Consider the following 20,056-nt stretch of genomic DNA (forward strand, 5'->3'; position numbering starts at 1 on the left):
TCACTTCATCTGACTACTTCTCACATAAGCCACGCAAAGATCCGTAACGGCGCCCGGTCCCCCGTCAGGTATCGCTCTTCCGGCGCAAGGAAACCCTGGCCGCGGCGGCTCATCGCGCACCCGCGGCGGCCTCGCCGCGGTGACGGCTCAGGGGCAGGCCGCCAGGTCCACCGGCACCCCGTTGAGGACCGCCGTTCCGGACAGCGGGTCGAGCAGCGAGCCGTCGAGGAGCTGGTTGACGTTGACGCCGGGGTCCAGGGCGGCGTGGCTCATCCGGGTGCCGGGGCGGTCGTGCCCCCAGCCGTGCGGAAGGCTCACCACGCCACGCCGTACGGTGTCGGTGACCTCCACCGGGGCGATCACCTCTCCGCCGGCGCCCCTGACGCGTACGGCCGACCCGTCGGCGAGCCCGAGCCGGGCCGCGTCGTCGGGGTGGATGTGCAGGGTGCAGCGGTTGGAACCGCCGGTCAGGGCGGGGACGTTGTGCATCCAGCTGTTGTTGGAGCGCAGATGACGGCGGCCGACGAGGACGATGGCCGCGGGGCGTTCGCGCAGCGCGTCCCGCAGGCGCGGCAGATCGCCGGCGATCGGTTCGGGGAGCAGCTCGATCCTCCCGCTGCGGGTCTTCAGCCGCCCCGGCAGGCAGGAGGCGAGCGGCCCGAGGTCGATGCCGTGCGGGTGCGCGAGCAGCTTGTCCAGGGTCAGGCCGTCGGGGCGGGCGCCGAAGCCTTCGCCGTACGGGCCGAGGCGCAGCATCATGTCGAGCCGGCGTTCGGGGCCGTTCTCGCCGGTGAGGGCGGCGGCGAGTTCGCGCGGGTCGCGCCCGTGCACCGGCGACGCGGTGTCCCCTGCCGCCTTGCCGAGGGTGCTCTCGATGACCATCGTGTCGACGGCGGACGGGTCGGCGCCGTGCATGCCGGTCGCGGCGAGGACGAGCCGGGCGAGGATCTCGGTCTCCGCCATCCGGCCCTCCTCGAGGGGGACGGCGGGGCGGTTGTAGCGGACCTGGTTGCGGACGGCGAGGGTGTTGAACGCGAAGTCGTGGTGCGCGCTCCTGGAGGGCGGGGGCGGCGGCAGCACGACGTGGGCGTGGCGCGAGGTCTCGTTCAGGTACGGGTCGACGCTGACCATGAAGTCCAGTGAGTCGAGGGCCTTGTCGAGACGGAGGCCGTCGGGTGCGGACAGGACGGGGTTGGCGGCGACGGCGATGACGGCGCGGACCGGGCTGCCGTCCGGGGTCGCGGTGTCGATCTCCTCCGCCAGGGCGGCCAGCGGCAGTTCGCCCTTGGCCTCCGGGTGCCGGCTCACCCGGCTGTGCCAGCGGCCGAGCGCGAAGCCGTGACCGGGGCCGGCCGGGCGGGGCGTCCGGTCGGTCGCGGCCGTCGGGAAGAGGGCGCCGCCGGGCCGGTCGAGGTTGCCGGTGAGGATGTTGAGGACGTCCACGAGCCAGCTGGCCAGGGTGCCGTGCGGGACGGTGCAGCTGCCGATGCGGCCGTAGACGGCGGCGGTCGGCGCGGCGGCCAGCTCGCGCGCCAGCTCCCGGATGGTCCCGGCGTCCACGTCGCAGGCCGCGCTCGCCGCCTCGGGAGTGAAGTCCCGCAGGGCGTCGGGGAGTTCGTCGACACCCTGGACGTGCGGGGCGAGCGCGCCGAGGTCGACGAGCCTCTCCTCGAAGAGGACGTACGCCATCGCCGCGAGGAGGGTCGCGTCGGTGCCGGGGCGGATGGCCACATGGCGGTCGGCGAGTTTGGCCGTGCGGGTGCGGCGCGGGTCGATGACGGTCAGCGTGCCGCCGCGGGCCCGCAGTGCCCGGAGCCTGCCGGGGAAGTCGGGCGCGGTGCACAGACTCCCGTTGGATTCCAGCGGGTTGGCGCCGATGAGCAGCAGGTGGTCGGTGTGGTCCAGGTCCGGCACGGGGATCGCGTTGGCGTCGCCGAACAGCAGGCCGCTCGACACGTGCTTGGGCATCTGGTCGACCGTGGAGGCGGTGAAGACGCTGTGCGTGCGCAGGGCGCCGAGCAGGACCTGCGGGTAGAGGGCGCCGGCCATGGTGTGCACGTTCGGGTTGCCGAGGACGACACCGAGGGCGTGCGGTCCGTACCGCTCGACGACGGGGCGCAGTCCGGCGGCCACCGCGTCGAAGGCCTCCTCCCAGGTGACCTCGCGCAGTTCGCCGTCCTTGCGGACGAGGGGGGTGCGCAGTCGGTCGGGGTCGCCGTCGGCGGCCCCGAAGGAGGCGCCCTTGGGGCAGATGAAGCCTTTGCTGAACACGTCGTCGCGGTCGCCCCGGGCACCGGTCACCCGGGTGCCCTCGATGGTCAGCGTCAGCCCGCAGGTGGCTTCGCACAGGGGGCAGACGCGCAGCGCGGTCCGGGATTCGGGGGTGGTGCCGGAGGTACGGGACACGGGTCCTCCCGGAGGGCGGTGGCTTCGGTGGCACACGGACGCGACCGAGCATACCGACCGGTACGCATGACGGGGAGGGCCCGCAGGAGGTCACGTCGGAATTCCGCGCGCGAAGTCCCGGGCGGACAGCCGGTCAGGGTCGGTCGAGGACTCTGGCCAGATACGCCCGCAGCAGCTCGCGCGTCTCCTCGATGATCCGTTCGTCCCCCTCGGGGGCGACCCGGAAGGCCAGGTGGACCAGGGTGTCGGCGGTCTCCACGGCGACCAGGAAGGAGCGCCGGAGATCGTCGTCCGGGTCTCGGTCGAGATAGCCCGAGAGCAGGTCGGTGAGACGGTCGGCGACCCGGGTGTTGGGCTCGGCATAACGCGCGCCGACGGGTATCTGGTTGCCGAAGTCGACGAGGGAGAAGCCCGGCGCGGTGCGCTTCATGGCGAGGTACTCGTCGAGCACCGCGTCCATCGCGGCCCGCCAGCCTCCCCCGTCCGTCTCCCGCAGGCTCCGCGTGACGCGTTCGGCGTAGAGCTCCAGGTTGCGCTGGGCGAGCGCGTCGGCCATCGCGCGCTTGTTGCCGAAGAAGCGGTAGACGGATCCGATGGGCACACCGGCCCGCTGAGCCACGGCCCGCGTGCTCAGACCGTCGTAGCCCACCTCGTCGAGGAGGTCGGCGCAGGCGTCGAGGATTCTGGTCAGTCGTTCTGCGCTGCGCCGCTGTACGGGCGCTCTGCGCAGCGAGGTCGCATGGGGCACGGTGTTCATGATGCCTTTCCGCCGGGGTCCGGTGAACCTCCCCCATCAGTACGCACCTCCGTGCCGTGACCACTCATTTCTCCTTCGGGACCGCCCGCCGTGTGGCCTGCGACGCGGCCCGTGAGGCCGGCGACGGCGACGCCTCCGGGGGCGGGGCCGCCGAGGTCGCCGGACCCGGGGCGGGCGTCCCGGGTGCCGCCGATTCCGGGCCGGGCGCCGAACCGGAATCCGACGCCGTGATGTCGGCGGTGCTCTCGACGGGCTTGCCGTGGACGGCCCACACGGTGCCGTCGTCGGCGTACAGCCGCGCGGTGACGTGGTGGGTGCCGCGCGGCACGAGGTGCCCGGCCAGGTGGTAGTCGGCGGTGCGCAGCCGCGCGACGGTCCGGCCGTCGACGTAGAGGTGGGCGATGCCGTGCCCGGCGACCGGCACGGTTCGCGCGCCCGCGGGCGAGAAGCGGAAGTTGCGGACGGTCAGCCGCACGTCCCAGCTGTCGGCGGAGTCCGGCTCGATCTCGATCGCGATCTCCGGTGCCCCCTTCTTGTCCACCTCACGGTAGAGCCGCCCTTCCTCGTCCATCGTGTCGAGCAATGTGCCCACGGGCGAGGCCGAGACCGTGACCCCCCGCTCGTGCGCTTCACCGGCGCCGCAGCCCGCGGCTCCGCCGAGCAGGGCGCAGACCGCGAACGCGGTGAGCAGTCCACGCGTCCACCGCATGAACGGGAGCGTAGAACAAGGCCCCTTACGGCCGGATCCCCCTGGAGTCGGGTTCTTGGACCGTGCGGACACCCCTGAGTACTACCTCCCACGGCAACCCCGGCGGCGATTTCGGCCAATCCCCGAGCCGTACCCGCACCGCGCCCGCACCGCCCCGAGCCGGGCTCGATCCCGCCCCCGGACCGGCCCGTGACCCCGGCCGGGCGGAGATCCGCGCACGGTCCGTGGCCGATCCCGTTCGGTGCGCTCGGACGGCCCCTTGCGCGGGGCGGGACTGAATCCTACGGTGATGCATAGGAATCAGGCGCGAGGGAGCGATCATGAGCGGGGACGCGAGGAAGACGGCCGAGGGGCTGGTCTACCTCTCCGGATTCGGCAACGAACACAGCTCGGAGGCGGTTCCGGGGGCCCTGCCGCACGGTCGCAACGCGCCGCAGCGCGCACCGCTCGGCCTGTACGCGGAGCAGCTCAGCGGCTCGGCTTTCACCGAGCCGAGGGCGTCCAACCGGCGTTCGTGGCTGTACCGGATCCGGCCGTCGGCCGCGCACCCCGCGTTCACCCGCGCCGACAACGGCACCCTGCGGACGGCGCCCTTCACGGAGTCGGTGCCCGACCCGAACCGGCTGCGCTGGAACCCGCTGCCCGAGCCGCCCGCCGGGACGGACTTCCTCGCGGGCCTGTGGACCCTCGGCGGCAACGGCGACGCGGCCCAGCGCACCGGGATCGCGGTGCACCTCTATCACGCCGATTCCTCGATGGAGCGGGTGCTCAGCGACGCCGACGGCGAGCTGCTCATCGTCCCGGAGCGCGGCGGCCTGCTGCTGCGCACCGAGTTCGGGCTGCTGCATGTGGAGCCGGGCCAGGTGGCGCTGATCCCCCGCGGGGTGCGCTTCCGGGTGGAGCTGCTGGACATGGCACCGGAGGGCGGGCGGAGCCGTGGCGCCCGGGGCTATGTGTGCGAGAACTACGGGGCGCCGTTCCAGCTGCCCGAGCTCGGCCCGATCGGCGCCAACGGCCTCGCCAACGCCCGCGACTTCCTCGCCCCGGTCGCCGCGTACGAGGACGTCGAGGGCCCGGTCGAGGTGGTGAACAAGTTCTGCGGCAACCTCTGGACGGCGACGTACGACCACTCGCCGCTGGACGTGGTCGCCTGGCACGGCAACCATGTGCCGTACGTCTACGACCTGCACCGTTTCAATGTGATCGGCTCCATCAGCTACGACCACCCGGACCCCTCGATCTTCACGGTGCTGACGTCTCCGTCCGACACTCCGGGCCTGGCCGGTGTCGACTTCGTCGTGTTCGCGCCGCGCTGGCTGGTGGGCGAGGACACGTTCCGGCCGCCGTACTTCCACCGGAACGTGATGAGCGAGTACATGGGACTCATCGAGGGCGCGTACGACGCGAAGGCGGAGGGCTTCGTGCCGGGCGGTGGCTCGCTGCACAACATGATGTCGGCGCACGGACCGGACCAGGAGACCTTCGACCGCGCCGGCGCCGCCGAGCTGAAGCCGCAGAAGATCGACGACGGGCTCGCCTTCATGTTCGAGACGCGCTGGCCGGTGACCGCGACGGCCCAGGCGGCACGGGCGGAGCATCTCCAGCGCGGCTACGACGACGTGTGGCAGGGCCTTGGACGGCACTTCCGCGCGGCCGGCTGAGGATTCACCGGCCGTTGCCTTCCACGCCCGCGACCTGTACGGATACCTCGTGACCTCCTTTGCTCCGGACTCGATCGTCCTGAACCGCAAGCTGCCGCTCTGGTATCAGGTGTCGCAGTCCCTGCGTGCCTCGATACTCGGCCGCTCCTCCCAGGACCCGCTGCGACTGCCCACCGAGGAGCAGCTCGCGGGGCACTACGGGGTGAGCGTGCTGACCATGCGGCAGGCACTCAAGGAGCTGGAGGTCGAGGGGCTCATCACCCGGCACCGCCGGCGGGGCACGTTCATCGAGCCGAGCGCGCGGCGGGGCGCGCCCGTGCGGCTGCTCGGCTCGGTGGACGCGATCGTGGCCCAGCAGTCGGGCATGAAGACCGAGCTGCTGGGCCAGGGGAAGGCGCCGGTCTCGGGTGAACTGGCGGAATTCTTCCCGGATGTGGACGAGGTGGCGACGTACCACCGGCTGCGCAGCGACGAGACGACGGGCGAGCCGACGAACCACGCGCGCAACTACCTCCGTCCTGAGCTGGCCGACCGCATCGACCGGGAGGATCTGATCCGCTGGCCGATGACCAAGGTGCTGCGGGACGTGCTCGGAGTCGGCATCAGCCGGATCACCGACACGGTGGAGGCCCGGCTCGCCGACCCGGAGACGGCGCGCCTGCTCCAAGTGCCGCTGCTCAGCCCGATCCTGCGCTACACGGGCATCATCTACGGCAAGGACGGGCAGGCGCTGGACGTGGCGGTCATCCACTACCGGGGCGACCGCTTCTCGTTCACGGTCACCCTCGACGCCCACTGACGATGCCGTACGGGGCCGGCGCGCGACCCCCGCGTCGTACGATGCCGAGCGTGACGCCCGACGCCGCTCCGCTGCTCGCGGACCTCATGCCGTGGTCCGTCGCACCGCCGAGGCTGGGCCGGAGGTGGCCGACGGCCCCCGACGCCGCCTCCCTGAAGGCACGCTGGGACGCCCTCGTACGGGCCGAAGGGGCGGCCCGCGAGACGCTGTTCGGGCCGACGCGGGCCCGCACGACGCAGTCCGCGGTGGCCCAGTTGCCGGGTCAGTCCAGCGGGACGGGCCGTCTCGCGCGGGCGTCGGCCCCCTGCCCTGACCCGGTCCGCGTGCTGAGCGCCCCCTTCGACGAGCAGTGGCTGATTCCCGACCACCGGCTGATCGACGCGGCGCGCCCCGAACTGTGGCGGGTGGCCGGCGAGGAACAGGTGTTCGCGGTCGAGCAGGCCTCGGGGCCCGAGGCGTCCGGCCCGGTTCTGCTGGCCGCGTCCGTGCTGCCGCTGACCGCCGGCCGCGGCGGCCGGGTGCGTCCCCTCTTCCGGCGCCCCGGTGGCCGTGAACCGAACCTGGCGCCGGGCCTGTTGGAGTTCCTCGGCACCCGCCTCGGTCGCTCCCCGGCCCCTGTCGACGTCCTCGCCTGGACGATGGCGGTCGCACGGCACGGCCGGGACGGCTGCGCGGTCCCGCTCACCGCCGACCCCGAAGTGTGGTCCTACGGCGTCGAGTTGGGCCGTCGGATGCTGCGACTGATGCGCCGCGACGGCGAGCGCCCCAAACTCCCCGGCGGCCGGCGCCCCTACGTCCGCGCGCCGTTGACCGCTCCCCCCCGCGCGCCGCGCCCGGCCGCGGGGCCCCTCCTCACCGACCCGTACTACGACCGCGCCGAGGAGTCCCTGCATCTCGGTGACGGCAGGATCTCGCCCGTGCCGCCCGAGGCCTGGGACTTCGAGGTCAACGGCGTGCGCGTGCTCGAACAGTGGTTCGCGGCCAGGACAGGGGTGCCCGAGCCGGGGACTCTGGAGGCGATCGGCCCCGTCGGCTGGCCGCAGGCGTGGACGTCCGAACTCCTCGAACTCATCACCGTGCTCGCCCTGCTCGCGGAACTGCGTCCACAGCAGGCCGAGTTGGAGCTTCGTTCACCGATCACCCGGGCCGAACTCCGCACGGCCGGTGTGCTGCCGGTCCCGGACACGGCACGCCGTCCGGCCTCGGTGCTCGACCACCACGAAGAAGGTCCGGAGGGCCAGTTCGCGCTGATCTAGGGGCTGCGAGCAAGGAATCCGGATCACCCAGCCGACATACATGCATGACAAAAGTATTGCCGAGGGGCCATGATCCACGGCATGCAGTCACAGCCTCTGCCGCTCGAAGGCATCACCGTCGTCGCCGTCGAACAAGCCGTCGCCGCGCCCTTCGCCACCCGGCAGCTCGCCGATCTCGGCGCCCGGGTGGTCAAGATCGAGCGGATCGACGGCGGGGACTTCGCCCGTGGCTACGACACCGCGGCCGGGGGCCTGGCCTCGCATTTCGTGTGGTGCAACCGGGGCAAGGAGTCCGTCGCCCTCGACCTCAAGGACCCGCGCGGGCTCGACGTCGTACGCCGGCTCGTCGCGGACGCGGACGTGTTCGTGCAGAACCTCGCCCAGGGGGCGGCGGCCCGGCTGGGCCTGGACGCCGTGACCCTGTGTGCCGAGCATCCGCGGCTGATCGCCGTGGACATCTCGGGGTACGGGCCGTCCGGGCCGTACGCCGGCAAACGCGCGTACGACATGCTCGTGCAGTGCGAGGCGGGGCTCGTGTCGGTGACGGGGACGCCCGAGCAGCCGGTGAAGGCGGGCATCCCGGCCGCGGACATCGCGGCGGCCATGTACGCGTTCTCGGGGGTCCTCGCGGCACTGGTGCGGCGCGGCACGACCGGACGCGGGGGCCCGGTGGAGGTGTCGATGCTGGACGCGCTCGCGGAGTGGATGGGGCATCCGCTGCACCACGCGATGCACGGCGGGACCCCACCGGAGCGCACGGGCCTCGCCCATGCCGTCATCGTTCCCTACGACGTCTATTCGACGGCGGACGGCGGGCGGGTCCTGTTGTCGGTTCAGAACGACCGGGAGTGGCGGCGGCTCGCCCAACAGGTTCTGGGAAAGCCCGAGTTGGCGGACGGTCCGGAGTTCGCGACGAACCCGGCGCGGGTGGCCAACCGGGAGCGGGTGGACACGCTGGTCGCGAAGGCGCTGGGCGCGCTCGGCGCCGACGAGGCGGTCGCCCGACTGGAGGCCGCGGGCATCGCCTGCGCCCGGCTGCGGGACGTACAGGAGGTGGCGGAGCATCCGCAGCTGGCGGCCAGGAACCGCTGGCGCGAGGTGGGGTCACCGGTCGGGCCGCTGCGGGCGCTGCTGCCTCCGATCACGCTGCCGGGCGGGGAGGAAGCGCGCATGGGGGCCGTCCCGCGGCTCGGCGAGCACACAGGGGTGGTGTTGCGGGCGCTGGGCATGACGGACGCGGATGTCGCCGAGCTGCGGCGGGACGGAGTGGTGCGCTGAGCCTCACGGGCTCAGTGAAGGGGGTGACCCGCGCTCCGGCTGTGCTGACCACCGGGCGCCGCTGCCCGCCGTGGGGATGACGGACGCGGAAGGGCAGCGCTGCGCCGGGGCGGTGGAGTCGCCGGAGCGCGGGTCGGGAAAGGCCGGTGCCGAGAGCCGCTCAGCGGTCGCCGAACAGCGAACGGCGCAGCCGCCTGAGCGGCGCGAAGAGCGAGACCCGCCGCATCCGCGCACCCCGGGAGTCGCTGTCGTGCGCGGTGTCACGCGCCGTGAGCTCACGCATCAGTGACGTCGCCTCGAGCGTCTCGCGCTGCGGTATGGCAGGGCCACCGAGCACCGCGAGATGACGGTCGAGGCGCGAACTGGTCGCGCTGCTCCCGCACGTGATCGCAGGGACGCGTGCCCTGCTGCGCACTGTTATCTGTTCCATGTCACTCCCCACCCGTACAAGTCCACCCGGCCCGGGCAGACTAACCCTATCGCCCCCTCGTGGCGCGCGTGTATCTCGGACAAAGGATTCACCTTCCCCATAAGGGGGTTGACGATTACTCTCCGAATCCAACCGTTTCCAGGGCGAGTTGGACAACCGGCGTGGTAGTGGGCTGTTCTGAGCCCCCGTGAGGCTCGACAGTCACTGCGAGTGACGTCGCGTTCGTATTCAGTCCGTCGGCGACGAGGGGCGTGTCGCCGTCGAAGAGGCCGAGAGAACGCGGTTTCTCGTTGGGGCGCATGAGCCACAGCTGATGGACACGCCCGCCCGGAGGAGTGCCGAGTCCGCTCAGTGTCACGACGGCGCTCCGCTCCGACGCGGAGGCCACCACTCCGATTCCGCGCCCTCGCGCGTCCCGGTCACCGGTCGCGCGCGCGTCGGGCGCCGCGAGAACGTGGGCGATCTCACGCGCCTGGGCGCGCTCCCGGTCCAGATCGTCCCGCGCCTGGGTCGCCTGCACCGCGAACAGCGAGGCGACGACGAGGGCCGCCGCGGCCGTGGTGGTGGCGAGCGGGGCGAAGAACGGGCGGAGCCGGGGGGCACGCGCGCGCGTGGGCTGATGAGCGGCCCGTACCCGGGGCAGGTCTCGGGGCAGGTCCCGGGCGGCCGGTTCCTGAGGTGTCGTCCGTACGGCGGTCAGCACGCGCTCGCGCAGCGCGGCCGGCGGGGACGCCGCCGTGGACCAGGCGAGCCGTACGGCGTCCTCGGTCAACGCCCGCACTTCCTCGGCACAACGGTCACAGCCCTTCAGATGGCGTTCGAAGCGGCGCCGCTCGTCGCTTCCCAGCGCGTCGAGGGCGTAGGGAGCGGCGAGGGAGTGCAGATCGCGGCCCAGCAGTCGGTCGAGGACGCTCATACGGCACCCCTCTCTCTTCCGTGCGGATCGTGGCCGGGCGGGCGGTCGTCGACGTTCACGCGACCCCTCCCAGGCATTCACGCAGGCGGGTGAGCCCGTCGCGCATACGGGTCTTGACGGTGCCGAGGGGCAGGGAGAGCCGCTCGGCGACCTCACGGTAGGTGTAGCCGTCGTAGTAGGCGAGGGTGACGGACTGGCGTTGCAGGGCGGTGAGCCGGTCGAGGCAGCGGCGGACCCACTCGCGTTCGAGCCCGGCCTCGACCTCCTCCGCGACCTGGTCGAAGGCGGGGTGGTGGTTGCGCCGCCCCTCGCGCTGCTCGCGCTCGCTGGCCGCGCGGGCGCTGCGCACCCGGTCGACGGCGCGGCGGTGCGCGAGGGTGAGGATCCAGGACAGGGCGCTGCCGCGTCCGGGGTCGAACCGCGCCGCGGAGCGCCAGAGTTCGAGCAGGACCTCCTGCGACACCTCCTCCGACTGCGCGGGGTCCCGCACCACGCGGCGCACCAGTCCGAACACCGGCCCGGACACCAGTCCGTACAGCTCCTCGAACGCCTTCTGGTCGCCTCCGGCCACCAGCACCAGTAGTTCGTCAGCCTCCACCCGTCCCCCTCTCCGGCCGTGCACGGCCCGTCCTTTCCCCTACGTCTTCGCAGCGAACCTGTCTACGGATGGGTTACGGATCGGGGAGCCGAAAACGCGTGTCCTCCGCTGATCAGTTCGCGTGCTCACGGGTGGCCGGTTCGCGTGTTCGCGGGTGGCCGGTTCGCGAGTCCCCCGCCGACCGGTTCGCGGGCCGGCGCCAAAGAAACGGGACCGCCGATGAAACAAGCCGAGAGAACCGCCGTAAACACGTTTGGGATTCGACCAATCCACCCCGGCGACCGCTCCGAATGGCGTGCGTCAGGCAAGTTGGACAGAGGACGGACGGCATGACACCTATCTCCAGGAGCGGCGTGGGACGCAGGACTCTCGCGACCCTCGTATGTGGTGCGCTGGCCGCCGGGGGGCTCGTAGCCGCCGGCATGACCGCGCTGGTACCGGGGGCGGCCTCCGCCTCCAGCCACCGGGAGGCCCCGCTCATCTCGGGCACTCCGCAGTACGACAACACGGACGTCTACGCGTTCGTCAGCCCGGACAAGCCCAACACGACGACGATCGTGGCGAACTGGATTCCCTTCGAGGAGCCCGCCGGCGGCCCGAACTTCTACACGTTCGCCGACGACGCCCAGTACGACATCCACATCGACAACAACGGTGACGCACAGGGCGAGTTGATCTACCGCTACACCTTCAAGACGCACCGCAAGAACGGCAACACCTTCCTCTACAACACGGGTCCGGTCACCAGCCTCGACGACCCCGACCTGAACATCACGCAGACGTACGACATCGACGTGCTGCGACTGCACAACCAGAGGCTGGTGTCGAAGACCAAGATCGCGGACGACGTTCCGGTCGCTCCGTCCAACGTGGGCAAGGCGTCGATGCCGGACTACGCCAAGCTGCGCTACCAGGCGGTGTCCAAGGCCGCGGGCGGCGCGACGACGTTCGCCGGCCAGGCGGACGACCCGTTCTTCCTGGACCTGCGCGTCTTCGACCTGCTGTACGGCGGGAACCTGACCGAGGTCGGACGGGACACCCTCAAGGGCTACAACGTCAACTCCATAGCCCTGCAGGTCCCGAACGACATGATCCGCGAGTCGGCCGGCCAGCCGATCGTCGGCATCTGGTCCACCACGCAGCGCAAGGACGCCCGCGGCCAGTACCGCCAGGTCTCCCGGCTCGGCATGCCGCTGGTCAACGAGGTCGTCAACCCGCAGAAGGACAAGGACAAGTTCAACGCGTCCGCGCCCTGGGACGACGGTCAGTTCCTGAAGAACGTGACCAACCCCGAGCTGCCGAAGCTCATCGAGTCGATCTACAAGATCAAGGCCCCGGCCGAGCCCCGCAACGACCTGGTCGACGTGTTCCTGAAGGGCGTGAAGGGCCTCAACCAGCCGCCCCACGTGCGTCCGGCGGAGGAACTGCGCCTCAACACCTCGATCAAGCCCTCCATGCACCCCAAGCGGCTCGGTGTGCTCGACGGCGACAACGCGGGCTTCCCGAACGGACGCCGGCTCACCGACGACGTGATCGACGCCTCGCTCCAGGTCGTCGAGGGTGAACTCGTCGGTTCCAAGAACGACTTGGGCGACGCGGTCGACAAGAACGACAAGAGCTTCGAGAAGTCGTTCCCGTACGTGGCCGAACCGACCTCGGGTTCGCGCGGCGCGCTCGCCAAGGGCACGACCAGCGGGACCGACGTCCGCAGCCAGCTCGGCGACGCGCTCCAGCCCGCCGGGACCTCCGGCGGCGGGACCGACACCGTGCTGATCGCGGGCTCCGCCGCGGCGGGCGCCGCCGGCATCCTGCTCATCGGCTCCGGTCTGCTGTGGTGGCGCCGACGGATGTACAACCGGGCCTACTGACCCGGCTCACCGACTGGCGCGGCCCGCACGCAGTTCAACCCCCCACGGTGCGGGCCGCGCCGCCCCATCCCCCACAACGACCGTTCCGCCAAGGACTTTGAGGAGAGGGCATGTCCCCGCGTACGAACGACAACGCGACGCCGGAGGCCGAGACGGCCACGCCCGACGAGAGCACCGTGGGGGCCACGCCCGCCGAGAACACCGCGGAAGCAACGCCGGCCGAGGACACCACGGGCACCGCGCCCCGTGAGAACACCGACACCGACGTCGAAGACATCAAGGACATCGAGAACGTCAAGGCCATCGAGGTGACGGTGCGCGACACGGGCACCTCGGAGCCAACGCCCGTCGAGGACACCGGAGAAGCGGCGTCCGGCAAGGACACCGGCGAAGCCGCTTCCGCCGAGGACACCGCGCCGGCCGCGTCCGGCGAGGACACCTCACCGGTCGGCGCCGACGAGGACACCGCGGGTGTCGCGGACGTGGCCGACGAACGAGACGAACGGGTGGCCGCCGTGCGACGGCTGTCGCAGTCGCAGCGTCGCTGGCGGGCCGCTCAACTCGGCTTCTGCGCCGCCGCGTTGGCCGTCGCCATGACGGCGGGCGCGGTGGTGCTCGGGGCCCTGCGGGACGGCGCGACGACTCCCGCCGTCGCGGCCGTGTCCAACGGCGTGTCACCGCAACTGCTCGCGAGCGGCGACCTCGACGCGAGCATCCTCTCCCTCCAGGCCCAACTCCGCGTCCAGCCGAAGGACTTCAGCGGCTGGGCGACACTGGGCCTCGCCTACGTCGAACAGGCCCGCACCAAGGGCGACCCCTCCCGCTATCCGCAGGCACAGGAAGCTCTCAACCGCTCCCTGAAGCTGCGCCCCGACTACGACCCCGCGCTCGCCGGGCAGGCCGCCCTCGCCGCCGCCCGGCACGACTTCGCCGGCGCCCTGAAGTACGCGGACCTCGCGCTGAAGCAGAACCCCTACAGCGAACGCGCGCTGTCCTCCCGTATCGACGCGCTCGTCGAACTCGGCCGTTACGACGAGGCGTCGAAGGCGGCCGACCTGGCGGACTCCCGGCGGCCCGGCGTCCCCGTCTTCACCCGGTACGCCTATGTGCACGAGCTGCGCGGCGATGTGAAGACCGCCCGCCGGGTCCTGCGGCAGGCGCTCGCGACGGCGACCAGCCGCGGTGACATCTCGTACGTGACGTCCGCGCTCGGCCAACTGGCCTGGAACCAGGGCGAGTACCACTCGGCCCTCACGTACTACGCGCGGGCGCTCGCCGCCGACGACAGCTATCTCCCCGCCCTCGAAGGCCGGGCCCGCACCCAGGCCGCGCTGGGCGACCGCGCGACCGCGATCAAGGGGATGGAGCAGGTCGTCCAGCGCTACCCGCTTCCGCAACCCCTGGTCGAACTGGGCGAGTTGTACGAGGCCCGTGGCGCGGCCGGCGACGTGCGGAAGGCCCACGACCAGTACACGCTGGTGAACGCCTGGATCTCCCTCGCCCACGCCTACGGCGTCAACGCCGACCTCGACACCGCGCTGGCCGCCGCCGACCACGGCGACCACAAGGCCGCGCTCCAGGCGGCCCGCGCCGAGTGGGCCCGCCGGCACACCGTGCACACCGCGGACGCGCTCGGCTGGGCACTGCATGTGTCGGGCCACGACGCAAAGGCCCTGCCGTACGCCCGTGAGGCCACGGCGACGGGGTACCACAACGCGTCCTTCCTCTACCACCTCGGCGTCATCGAGCAGGCCAACGGCCACACCGACAAGGCCCGCACCGCCCTGAAGGCGGCCCTGGACCTGAACCCGGGATTCTCGCCGCTGGGCGCCGCCAAAGCCCGTACGGCGCTGAAGGCCGCGCGGTGAGGGCGCCCCGGTTCCTCGCCGTCTGCGGAACGATCCTGACCGCGGCCTGCGCACTCGTGCTGGTCCCCTCCGGACAGGCGAGCGCGCATCCGCTCGGCAACTTCACCGTCAACCGGTACGACGGACTCGTCGCCGCCCCGGGGCAGTTGCGCGTCGATCACGTCGAGGACCTGGCCGAGATCCCCGCCACCCAGGCCAAGCCCGACATCAAGAGGCTCGGTATGGCCGACTGGGCCCGGCAGCGGTGCGAGACCGCGGCGCGGGGCAGCGAGGTCACCGTCGGCGGGCGGGCGGTGGCGCTCACCGCGGGCGCGAGCCGAGCACAGCTGCGGCCGGGCCAGGCGGGGCTCAACACCCTGCGCGTGGAGTGCCGGCTGACGGCGCCCCTGCCGAGCAAGGGCACGGTCACCGTGGGCTTCCACAGCGCGGGCGCCGACCGGGGGCCCGGCTGGCGCGAGATCACCGCCCGTGGCGACCGGATGACGCTCACCTCCTCGGACGTAGCGAAGAAGTCGGTGTCGGCGGAACTGACCAAGTACCCCAAGGCACTGCTCTCCTCGCCCGCCGACACCGCCACCGCGTCGCTGCGGATCCGCCCCGGCGGCCCCGCCCTCGTCGAGGAACGGCGCGACGCTCCGGCCGCCTCCGTACTCCCACGCGGCGCCGACCGCTGGACCCAGGCCCTGAACAACCTGGTGGCCCGTCATCACCTCACCTTCGGCTTCGCCGCGCTGGCCCTGGTCATCTCCGTCGGCCTGGGCGCGATGCACGCGCTCGCGCCGGGCCACGGCAAGACCCTGATGGCCGCGACGGCGGCGGCGCGCGGGGGCCGGGCCCGGCTGAAGGACGTGCTGCCGCTGGCCGCCTCGGTGACGGTCACACACACCCTCGGGGTCGTCGCGCTCGGCCTGCTGGTCACCGCGGGCTCGGCGGCGACCCCCTCCGTGATCGCCTGGCTGGGCGTGTCCAGCGGCGTCCTGGTCACCGTGGCGGGCACGACGCTCCTGCGGCGGGCCTGGCGCAACCGGCCCCCCGGACACGGGCACGACCACGCGCACTCGCAGGACCACGGGCACCCACACGATCACGCACATCCGCACGGCACGGGCCACACGCACGACCACGGCCACACCCACGAATCCGCGCACGAGCACGGCCGGGACCGGGCCCCGGCCCATGACCACTCGCACGACCACGGACCGGGCCACTCGCACGACCACGACCACGCGCCCGCCCCGCGCACACACGACCACGAACATGACCACGACCACGTGGCCGCTCCGCACCGGCACGCCGACCACCCCGTGCGCCCCCTGGTACTCGCTCACGCCACCGCGTCCGTGACGACCAGCGCTCCCACCTCGACCGCGACCGCAGCCCAACTCCACGACCACCCGAACCCGCACGACCACAGCCACGAGCCCGAGCACGAGCACGACCACCGCTCCGGCAGAACCTCCCGCTCCTCCGCCCTCGAACACACCCACGGCGGCTTCACCCACACCCACGAGATCGCGCCCACCCTCCGCGGGACGATCCTGCTCGGCTTCGCCGGTGGGCTGGTCCCCAGTCCGTCGGCGGTCGTCGTGCTCGTGGGCGCCGCGGCGCTCGGACAGGCCTGGTTCGGCCTGCTTCTCGTTCTCGCGTACGGGGTCGGGCTCGCCCTCACGCTGACGGCGGCCGGGTTCGCCGTCGTCAAGCTCGGCACCGGGGTCAACCGGGCCCTGGCCGGGCGCCGGCGGTGGGCCGAGGGGCGCGTCGTTCTCCTGATCCGCAGGACCGCGCCCCTGGGATCGGCGTTGATCGTCGTGGCCCTGGGGGCCGGATTGGTACTCAAGGGGGCGGCATCCGTACTCGGCTGAGCTACTTTTGGGGAGAAATCGCGCGGATGCGAATGGGGGACGCACGTGTCCGAAGATCCGGGCAGTGAACGTGTGATCGCGGGGCGCTACCGGCTGCTCTCGCCCTTGGGCGAAGGCGGCATGGGAACGGTGTGGCGCGCCCGCGACGAAGTGCTGCAACGCGAGGTCGCCGTGAAGGAGGTCCGCGCCCCGGCCGGGCTTCCGACGTCCGAGGTCGAGCGGATGTACGCGCGCCTGGAACGGGAGGCGTGGGCGGCAGCCCGTATCTCCAACCGCAACGTCGTGACGGTGTACGACGTAGCTACGCAGGACGGCCGGCCCTGGATCGTGATGGAGCTGATCCGCGGCATCGCGCTCTCCGATCTGCTGGACGCCGAGGGGCCGTTGACGCCGCAGCGCGCCGCCCACATCGGCGCCGAGGTGCTCGCGGCGCTGCGTGCCGCGCACGAGGCGGGGGTGCTGCACCGGGACGTGAAACCGGGCAACGTCCTGATGGCGAACGACGGTCGGGTCGTCCTGACCGACTTCGGGATCGCGACGGTCGAGGGCAGTTCGGCCCTGACCATGACGGGCGAGGTCATCGGATCGCCCGAATTCCTGGCGCCGGAGCGGGCGTTGGGACGCACCCCCGGGCCCGAGTCGGACCTGTGGTCGCTCGGGGTGCTGCTGTACGCGGCGGTCGAGGGCAACTCGCCCTTCCGGCAGAACACTCCGCTGAGCACCCTGCGGGCCATCGTCGACGAACCGCTGCCGGTGCCCCGTCGGGCGGGTCAGCTCGCCCCCGTCATCGAAGGGCTGCTCGCCAAGGACCCGGCCGAGCGGACGGGCGCGGAGTCGGCCGAGCACCAGCTGCGCGTGGTCGCGGCGGGCGGGACGCCGCCGACCCGGCCCATGGGCGCCGTACCCCTCGGTTCCGACGCGCCGACGATCGGGGCGTTCAACCAGCCGTCACCGGCCTCGCCGACACCGCCCCAGGGGTTCGGCCCGCCTCCGGTGACCGTCCCCGCGGCCACCTCCAGGGCGGAGCCCGACCGCAATCGCCGCGCGGCCGTCGCCCTGATCGCGGGCCTGGTCGCGCTGGCACTCGCCCTCGGCGGGCTGACGTACGCCCTGCTGAACCGGGACAACGGAAACGCCGGGAACAGCGGGCAGGGGAACAGCAGCGGCAGCACCACCGACGGCGGTGGGACCTCGGGCGGCAAGAAGAGCGACAGTGCCACGGCCGGTGCGAGCGGGGGCGGGAGTCCCTCCAACAGCGCTTCCGGTGGCGGTGGTTCGACCAGCGCTCCGCCCGCGCAGTCGGTACAGGTGACGCTCTCGGGTCACCACACCGACTACAGGGGCAGCTGTCCGCCGCCCGGCGCGGAGGCTCCCTCGTTCACGGTGACGTTCACGGTGGGGCGCGTCCCGGTGGATGTCGAGTACCGCTGGGTGACGCAGACCGGTCACGTGACCGATCCGAGCTGGAAGACGCTCTCGTTCCCCGCGGGCGGCGGCAGAACACAGCAGAGGACGGTGGTGGCGACGACGTACGACACGAGCGGGGAGTTCGCCAACGCGATCAGCGTGGAGGTGCGCAGCCCGGTCCGAGGGACCTCCGACTCCGTTCCGTTCACCATCACCTGTGTGACGGAGACCCCGACGGACGGGGCCTCCGCTTCCGTGTCCGCGTCCCCCTGACGGGGCTTGCGGGGCTGACGATGTCCCCGGCAGGACGGACGTGCTCCCTGGCGGGGACAGGTGGTTTCTCGAAGGGTTCCGGGGTGGGGGCCCGGAGGTCAGACGGCTCCGGAGAAGGCCGGCAGATAGCCACCGGAGTGGCCGGTCGCGGTCGGGTGGTACGACTCGCCGATGTCCAGCCAGTTGAGGCTGTGCAGCCAGACGGCACTGGAGCAGATCTCGTGGCCGGTGAAGTTGCCCCTGACGTCGGCGAAGGTGAAGCCGTGGGCGGCGGCACGCTGAGCGATCGCGCTGTCCAGATAGTCGGCCGCGCCGTTGATCGCGGACCGTTCGGTGTCCGAGAGTCCGGTCACGCAGCTGCCGTTGATCTTGTAGAAGCGGGGATAGCCGATGACGACCACATGGGCGGCCGGGGCCTTCGCGCTGATCGCCGAGTAGACGGAGTCGAGGTTGCCGGGGAGCGTGGAGTCGACGTACGCCTTCGCCGTGGCGATGCGGGCGAGGCAGGTGCTCTCGGACTGCAGGACACAGGTCGTCATGACGTCGGAGAAGCCGGCGTCGTTGCCGCCGATGGTGATCGAGACGAGGCCCGTGGAGGAGCTGAGCGGGCCGAGCTGATTCGCCGTGACATCACCCGTACGAGCGCCTGAGCAAGCGGTGAAGTCGAACGACGAGGGTGAATGCGCGGCGTTCCAGAGGTAGGGGTACGCCTTCGTGCTGCGATCGCAGTCGCCGCTGGAGCTGATGTAGCTCCCTGCGCCGACACCGGAGGAGTAGGAGTCACCGAGAGCCACGTAGCCGGTGGCCGCCGCGGTTTGCGCCTGCGCCGCGGCTGCCCCGGTGAGGGCGAGGCCGACGGCGAGGAGGAATGAGGTCACGGATGCCGAAAATCTGGGACGTTTCATGGAACCTCCCTTTAGCAGGATCTCTGCCACAACTTTGGTAGCAGCTACGCGTGTTGACAGGAAGTGTCCATGCCAAGACTCTTAGGCATCAGCCGCCGGATCCGACCCCGTTCATCACTTATTTCGCTACATGTCCATGACAGTTAGATGACAGTCGGATGACACGGAACGACGGTCCGTCAACTCCCTGGAGGCCGACCCGGTTTCACGCACACGGCTCGGCGAAACCGTTCACGGCCCTCAACTCCGGTGTTCCGCACCGCAGTTACCGAAGGAATGCGTCAACTCCGGAAGCGCGCGTTCAAAAGGCGGCCAGAAACCCCGGGAACGCCGTCCGCGTCTTGACGTCCACAGGACCGCTGCGCCACATTGAAGTCCGGCATCCGGCGCTTCGGGGGGCAAAGTCGCCAATGCAGGCCATACGCATCAAGACATCTTCATCCGACACCGCCGAGCGGTCGCGGAAAGGTCCGGGGAGGGACCTCCCGCCGCTGCTCGCGGGTGCCGCGACCGTGGTCGGGGGCGTCGGCGCGCTTCTGGCGCTCGCCGACGTGGACTCACCCCTGCGCGGCCCGTTCACCCTGTTCTTCCTGCTCGCGGCGCCGTCGGCCGCCATCGGGGCCGCGCTGCGCGGGCTGGAACCCTTCGGACGCGTCCTCGCGTCCCTCGCCGGCGCGGTCACCCTGGACATGCTGGTGGCCCAGGGCATGATCGCCGTCCACCAGTGGTCGGTTCCCGGCGGGATCGTGACGGTGGCCGCGCTCAGTTCGCTGATTCTCCTGCTGGCGTCGGTGCGCCGGCGGCGCGACCGCAGGACAGGCGGACGAACGCCCTGACGACCAGGGCCGAAAAGCCAAGGATTCCCCGAGGACGCGGCACTTCCGCGCGCCCGAGGGGTGGGTGGTGACACCCGGCCGGAGCCGTTCGAGCCGGCCCGCGGGACCCTCAAACGGATGGGAGAAATCCGTTCGAGGCGTTGAGTAACGGTCAAACCAACAAAAACGTGAGGCCTCGTTCCAGGCCTTGCCATACAGACTCAATCGTCAATACCGTCGTACATCTC

General features: G+C 71.6%; 16 protein-coding genes. 9 read left to right on the forward strand and 7 right to left on the reverse strand.

The window, feature by feature from the left end; all coding sequences use genetic code 11:
• Positions 1–147 precede the first annotated feature (147 nt).
• The 3 genes from ACZ6KY_RS25375 to ACZ6KY_RS25385 form a co-directional block, all read right to left on the reverse strand.
• Positions 148–2,406 (reverse strand): molybdopterin oxidoreductase family protein, encoded by a 2,259-nt coding sequence (locus ACZ6KY_RS25375; protein WP_469312577.1) that lies wholly within the window; start codon positions 2,404–2,406, stop codon positions 148–150.
• A 133-nt stretch (positions 2,407–2,539) separates the two neighbouring features.
• Entirely contained in the window at positions 2,540–3,163 is a 624-nt protein-coding gene (locus ACZ6KY_RS25380) for a TetR/AcrR family transcriptional regulator (protein ID WP_469312578.1), read from the reverse strand.
• 64 nt (positions 3,164–3,227) lie between these two features.
• The gene (locus tag ACZ6KY_RS25385) at positions 3,228–3,872 is read right to left on the reverse strand and encodes a nuclear transport factor 2 family protein (protein WP_469312579.1); all 645 of its coding nucleotides are present in this window, start codon (positions 3,870–3,872) and stop codon (positions 3,228–3,230) included.
• 320 nt (positions 3,873–4,192) lie between these two features.
• Here ACZ6KY_RS25385 and hmgA point away from each other — a divergent pair, with 320 nt between their 5' ends.
• The 4 genes from hmgA (at position 4,193) to ACZ6KY_RS25405 (ending at position 8,866) form a co-directional block, all read left to right on the forward strand.
• Positions 4,193–5,533 carry a homogentisate 1,2-dioxygenase gene (gene hmgA, locus ACZ6KY_RS25390; protein ID WP_469312580.1) on the forward strand — a complete coding sequence of 447 codons (1,341 nt, stop codon included), beginning with the start codon at positions 4,193–4,195 and terminating at the stop codon, positions 5,531–5,533.
• A 49-nt stretch (positions 5,534–5,582) separates the two neighbouring features.
• A complete protein-coding gene (locus ACZ6KY_RS25395) occupies positions 5,583–6,332 on the forward strand; it encodes a GntR family transcriptional regulator (protein WP_469312581.1) in 750 nt (249 codons plus the stop codon).
• 41 nt (positions 6,333–6,373) lie between these two features.
• Positions 6,374–7,588 carry a type ISP restriction/modification enzyme gene (locus ACZ6KY_RS25400; protein ID WP_469312582.1) on the forward strand — a complete coding sequence of 405 codons (1,215 nt, stop codon included), beginning with the start codon at positions 6,374–6,376 and terminating at the stop codon, positions 7,586–7,588.
• A 69-nt stretch (positions 7,589–7,657) separates the two neighbouring features.
• The gene (locus tag ACZ6KY_RS25405; protein WP_469312583.1) at positions 7,658–8,866 is read left to right on the forward strand and encodes a CaiB/BaiF CoA transferase family protein; all 1,209 of its coding nucleotides are present in this window, start codon (positions 7,658–7,660) and stop codon (positions 8,864–8,866) included.
• Positions 8,867–9,026: 160 nt separating this feature from the next.
• Here ACZ6KY_RS25405 and ACZ6KY_RS25410 read toward each other — a convergent pair whose 3' ends face one another.
• From ACZ6KY_RS25410 to ACZ6KY_RS25420, 3 genes are all read right to left on the reverse strand, one after another.
• Positions 9,027–9,296 (reverse strand): hypothetical protein, encoded by a 270-nt coding sequence (locus ACZ6KY_RS25410; protein ID WP_355857185.1) that lies wholly within the window; start codon positions 9,294–9,296, stop codon positions 9,027–9,029.
• A 115-nt stretch (positions 9,297–9,411) separates the two neighbouring features.
• Positions 9,412–10,212, reverse strand: a complete 801-nt coding sequence (locus ACZ6KY_RS25415; protein ID WP_469312584.1) for an anti-sigma factor — start codon at positions 10,210–10,212, stop codon at positions 9,412–9,414.
• A 55-nt stretch (positions 10,213–10,267) separates the two neighbouring features.
• Entirely contained in the window at positions 10,268–10,810 is a 543-nt protein-coding gene (locus tag ACZ6KY_RS25420; RefSeq protein WP_469312585.1) for a sigma-70 family RNA polymerase sigma factor, read from the reverse strand.
• Between the two features lie 329 nt (positions 10,811–11,139).
• On the opposite strand from ACZ6KY_RS25420, the gene ACZ6KY_RS25425 reads away from it, so the two are divergent.
• The 4 genes from ACZ6KY_RS25425 to ACZ6KY_RS25440 all read left to right on the forward strand — a co-directional run bounded on the left by ACZ6KY_RS25425 (position 11,140) and on the right by ACZ6KY_RS25440 (position 18,088).
• Positions 11,140–12,678 (forward strand): DUF4331 domain-containing protein, encoded by a 1,539-nt coding sequence (locus ACZ6KY_RS25425; protein WP_469312586.1) that lies wholly within the window; start codon positions 11,140–11,142, stop codon positions 12,676–12,678.
• A gap of 110 nt (positions 12,679–12,788) precedes the next feature.
• Complete coding sequence (locus ACZ6KY_RS25430; RefSeq protein ID WP_469312587.1) at positions 12,789–14,546, forward strand: tetratricopeptide repeat protein; 1,758 nt, start codon at positions 12,789–12,791, stop codon at positions 14,544–14,546.
• Positions 14,543–16,408, forward strand: coding sequence for an urease accessory protein UreH domain-containing protein (locus ACZ6KY_RS25435; protein WP_469312588.1), 1,866 nt, complete (start codon positions 14,543–14,545; stop codon positions 16,406–16,408). Before ACZ6KY_RS25430 ends, ACZ6KY_RS25435 begins: the two co-directional genes overlap by 4 nt.
• A gap of 45 nt (positions 16,409–16,453) precedes the next feature.
• Positions 16,454–18,088: a serine/threonine-protein kinase gene (locus ACZ6KY_RS25440; RefSeq protein WP_469312589.1), complete on the forward strand. Its 1,635-nt coding sequence runs from the start codon at positions 16,454–16,456 to the stop codon at positions 18,086–18,088.
• Between the two features lie 98 nt (positions 18,089–18,186).
• Here ACZ6KY_RS25440 and ACZ6KY_RS25445 read toward each other — a convergent pair whose 3' ends face one another.
• Positions 18,187–18,993 carry an SGNH/GDSL hydrolase family protein gene (locus ACZ6KY_RS25445; RefSeq protein WP_469312590.1) on the reverse strand — a complete coding sequence of 269 codons (807 nt, stop codon included), beginning with the start codon at positions 18,991–18,993 and terminating at the stop codon, positions 18,187–18,189.
• 410 nt (positions 18,994–19,403) lie between these two features.
• Between ACZ6KY_RS25445 and ACZ6KY_RS25450 the strand changes: the two genes are divergently transcribed.
• Complete coding sequence (locus tag ACZ6KY_RS25450; protein ID WP_469312591.1) at positions 19,404–19,829, forward strand: hypothetical protein; 426 nt, start codon at positions 19,404–19,406, stop codon at positions 19,827–19,829.
• Positions 19,830–20,056: the final 227 nt, after the last annotated feature.

Source organism: Streptomyces sp. NPDC042002 (genome assembly GCF_055588305.1).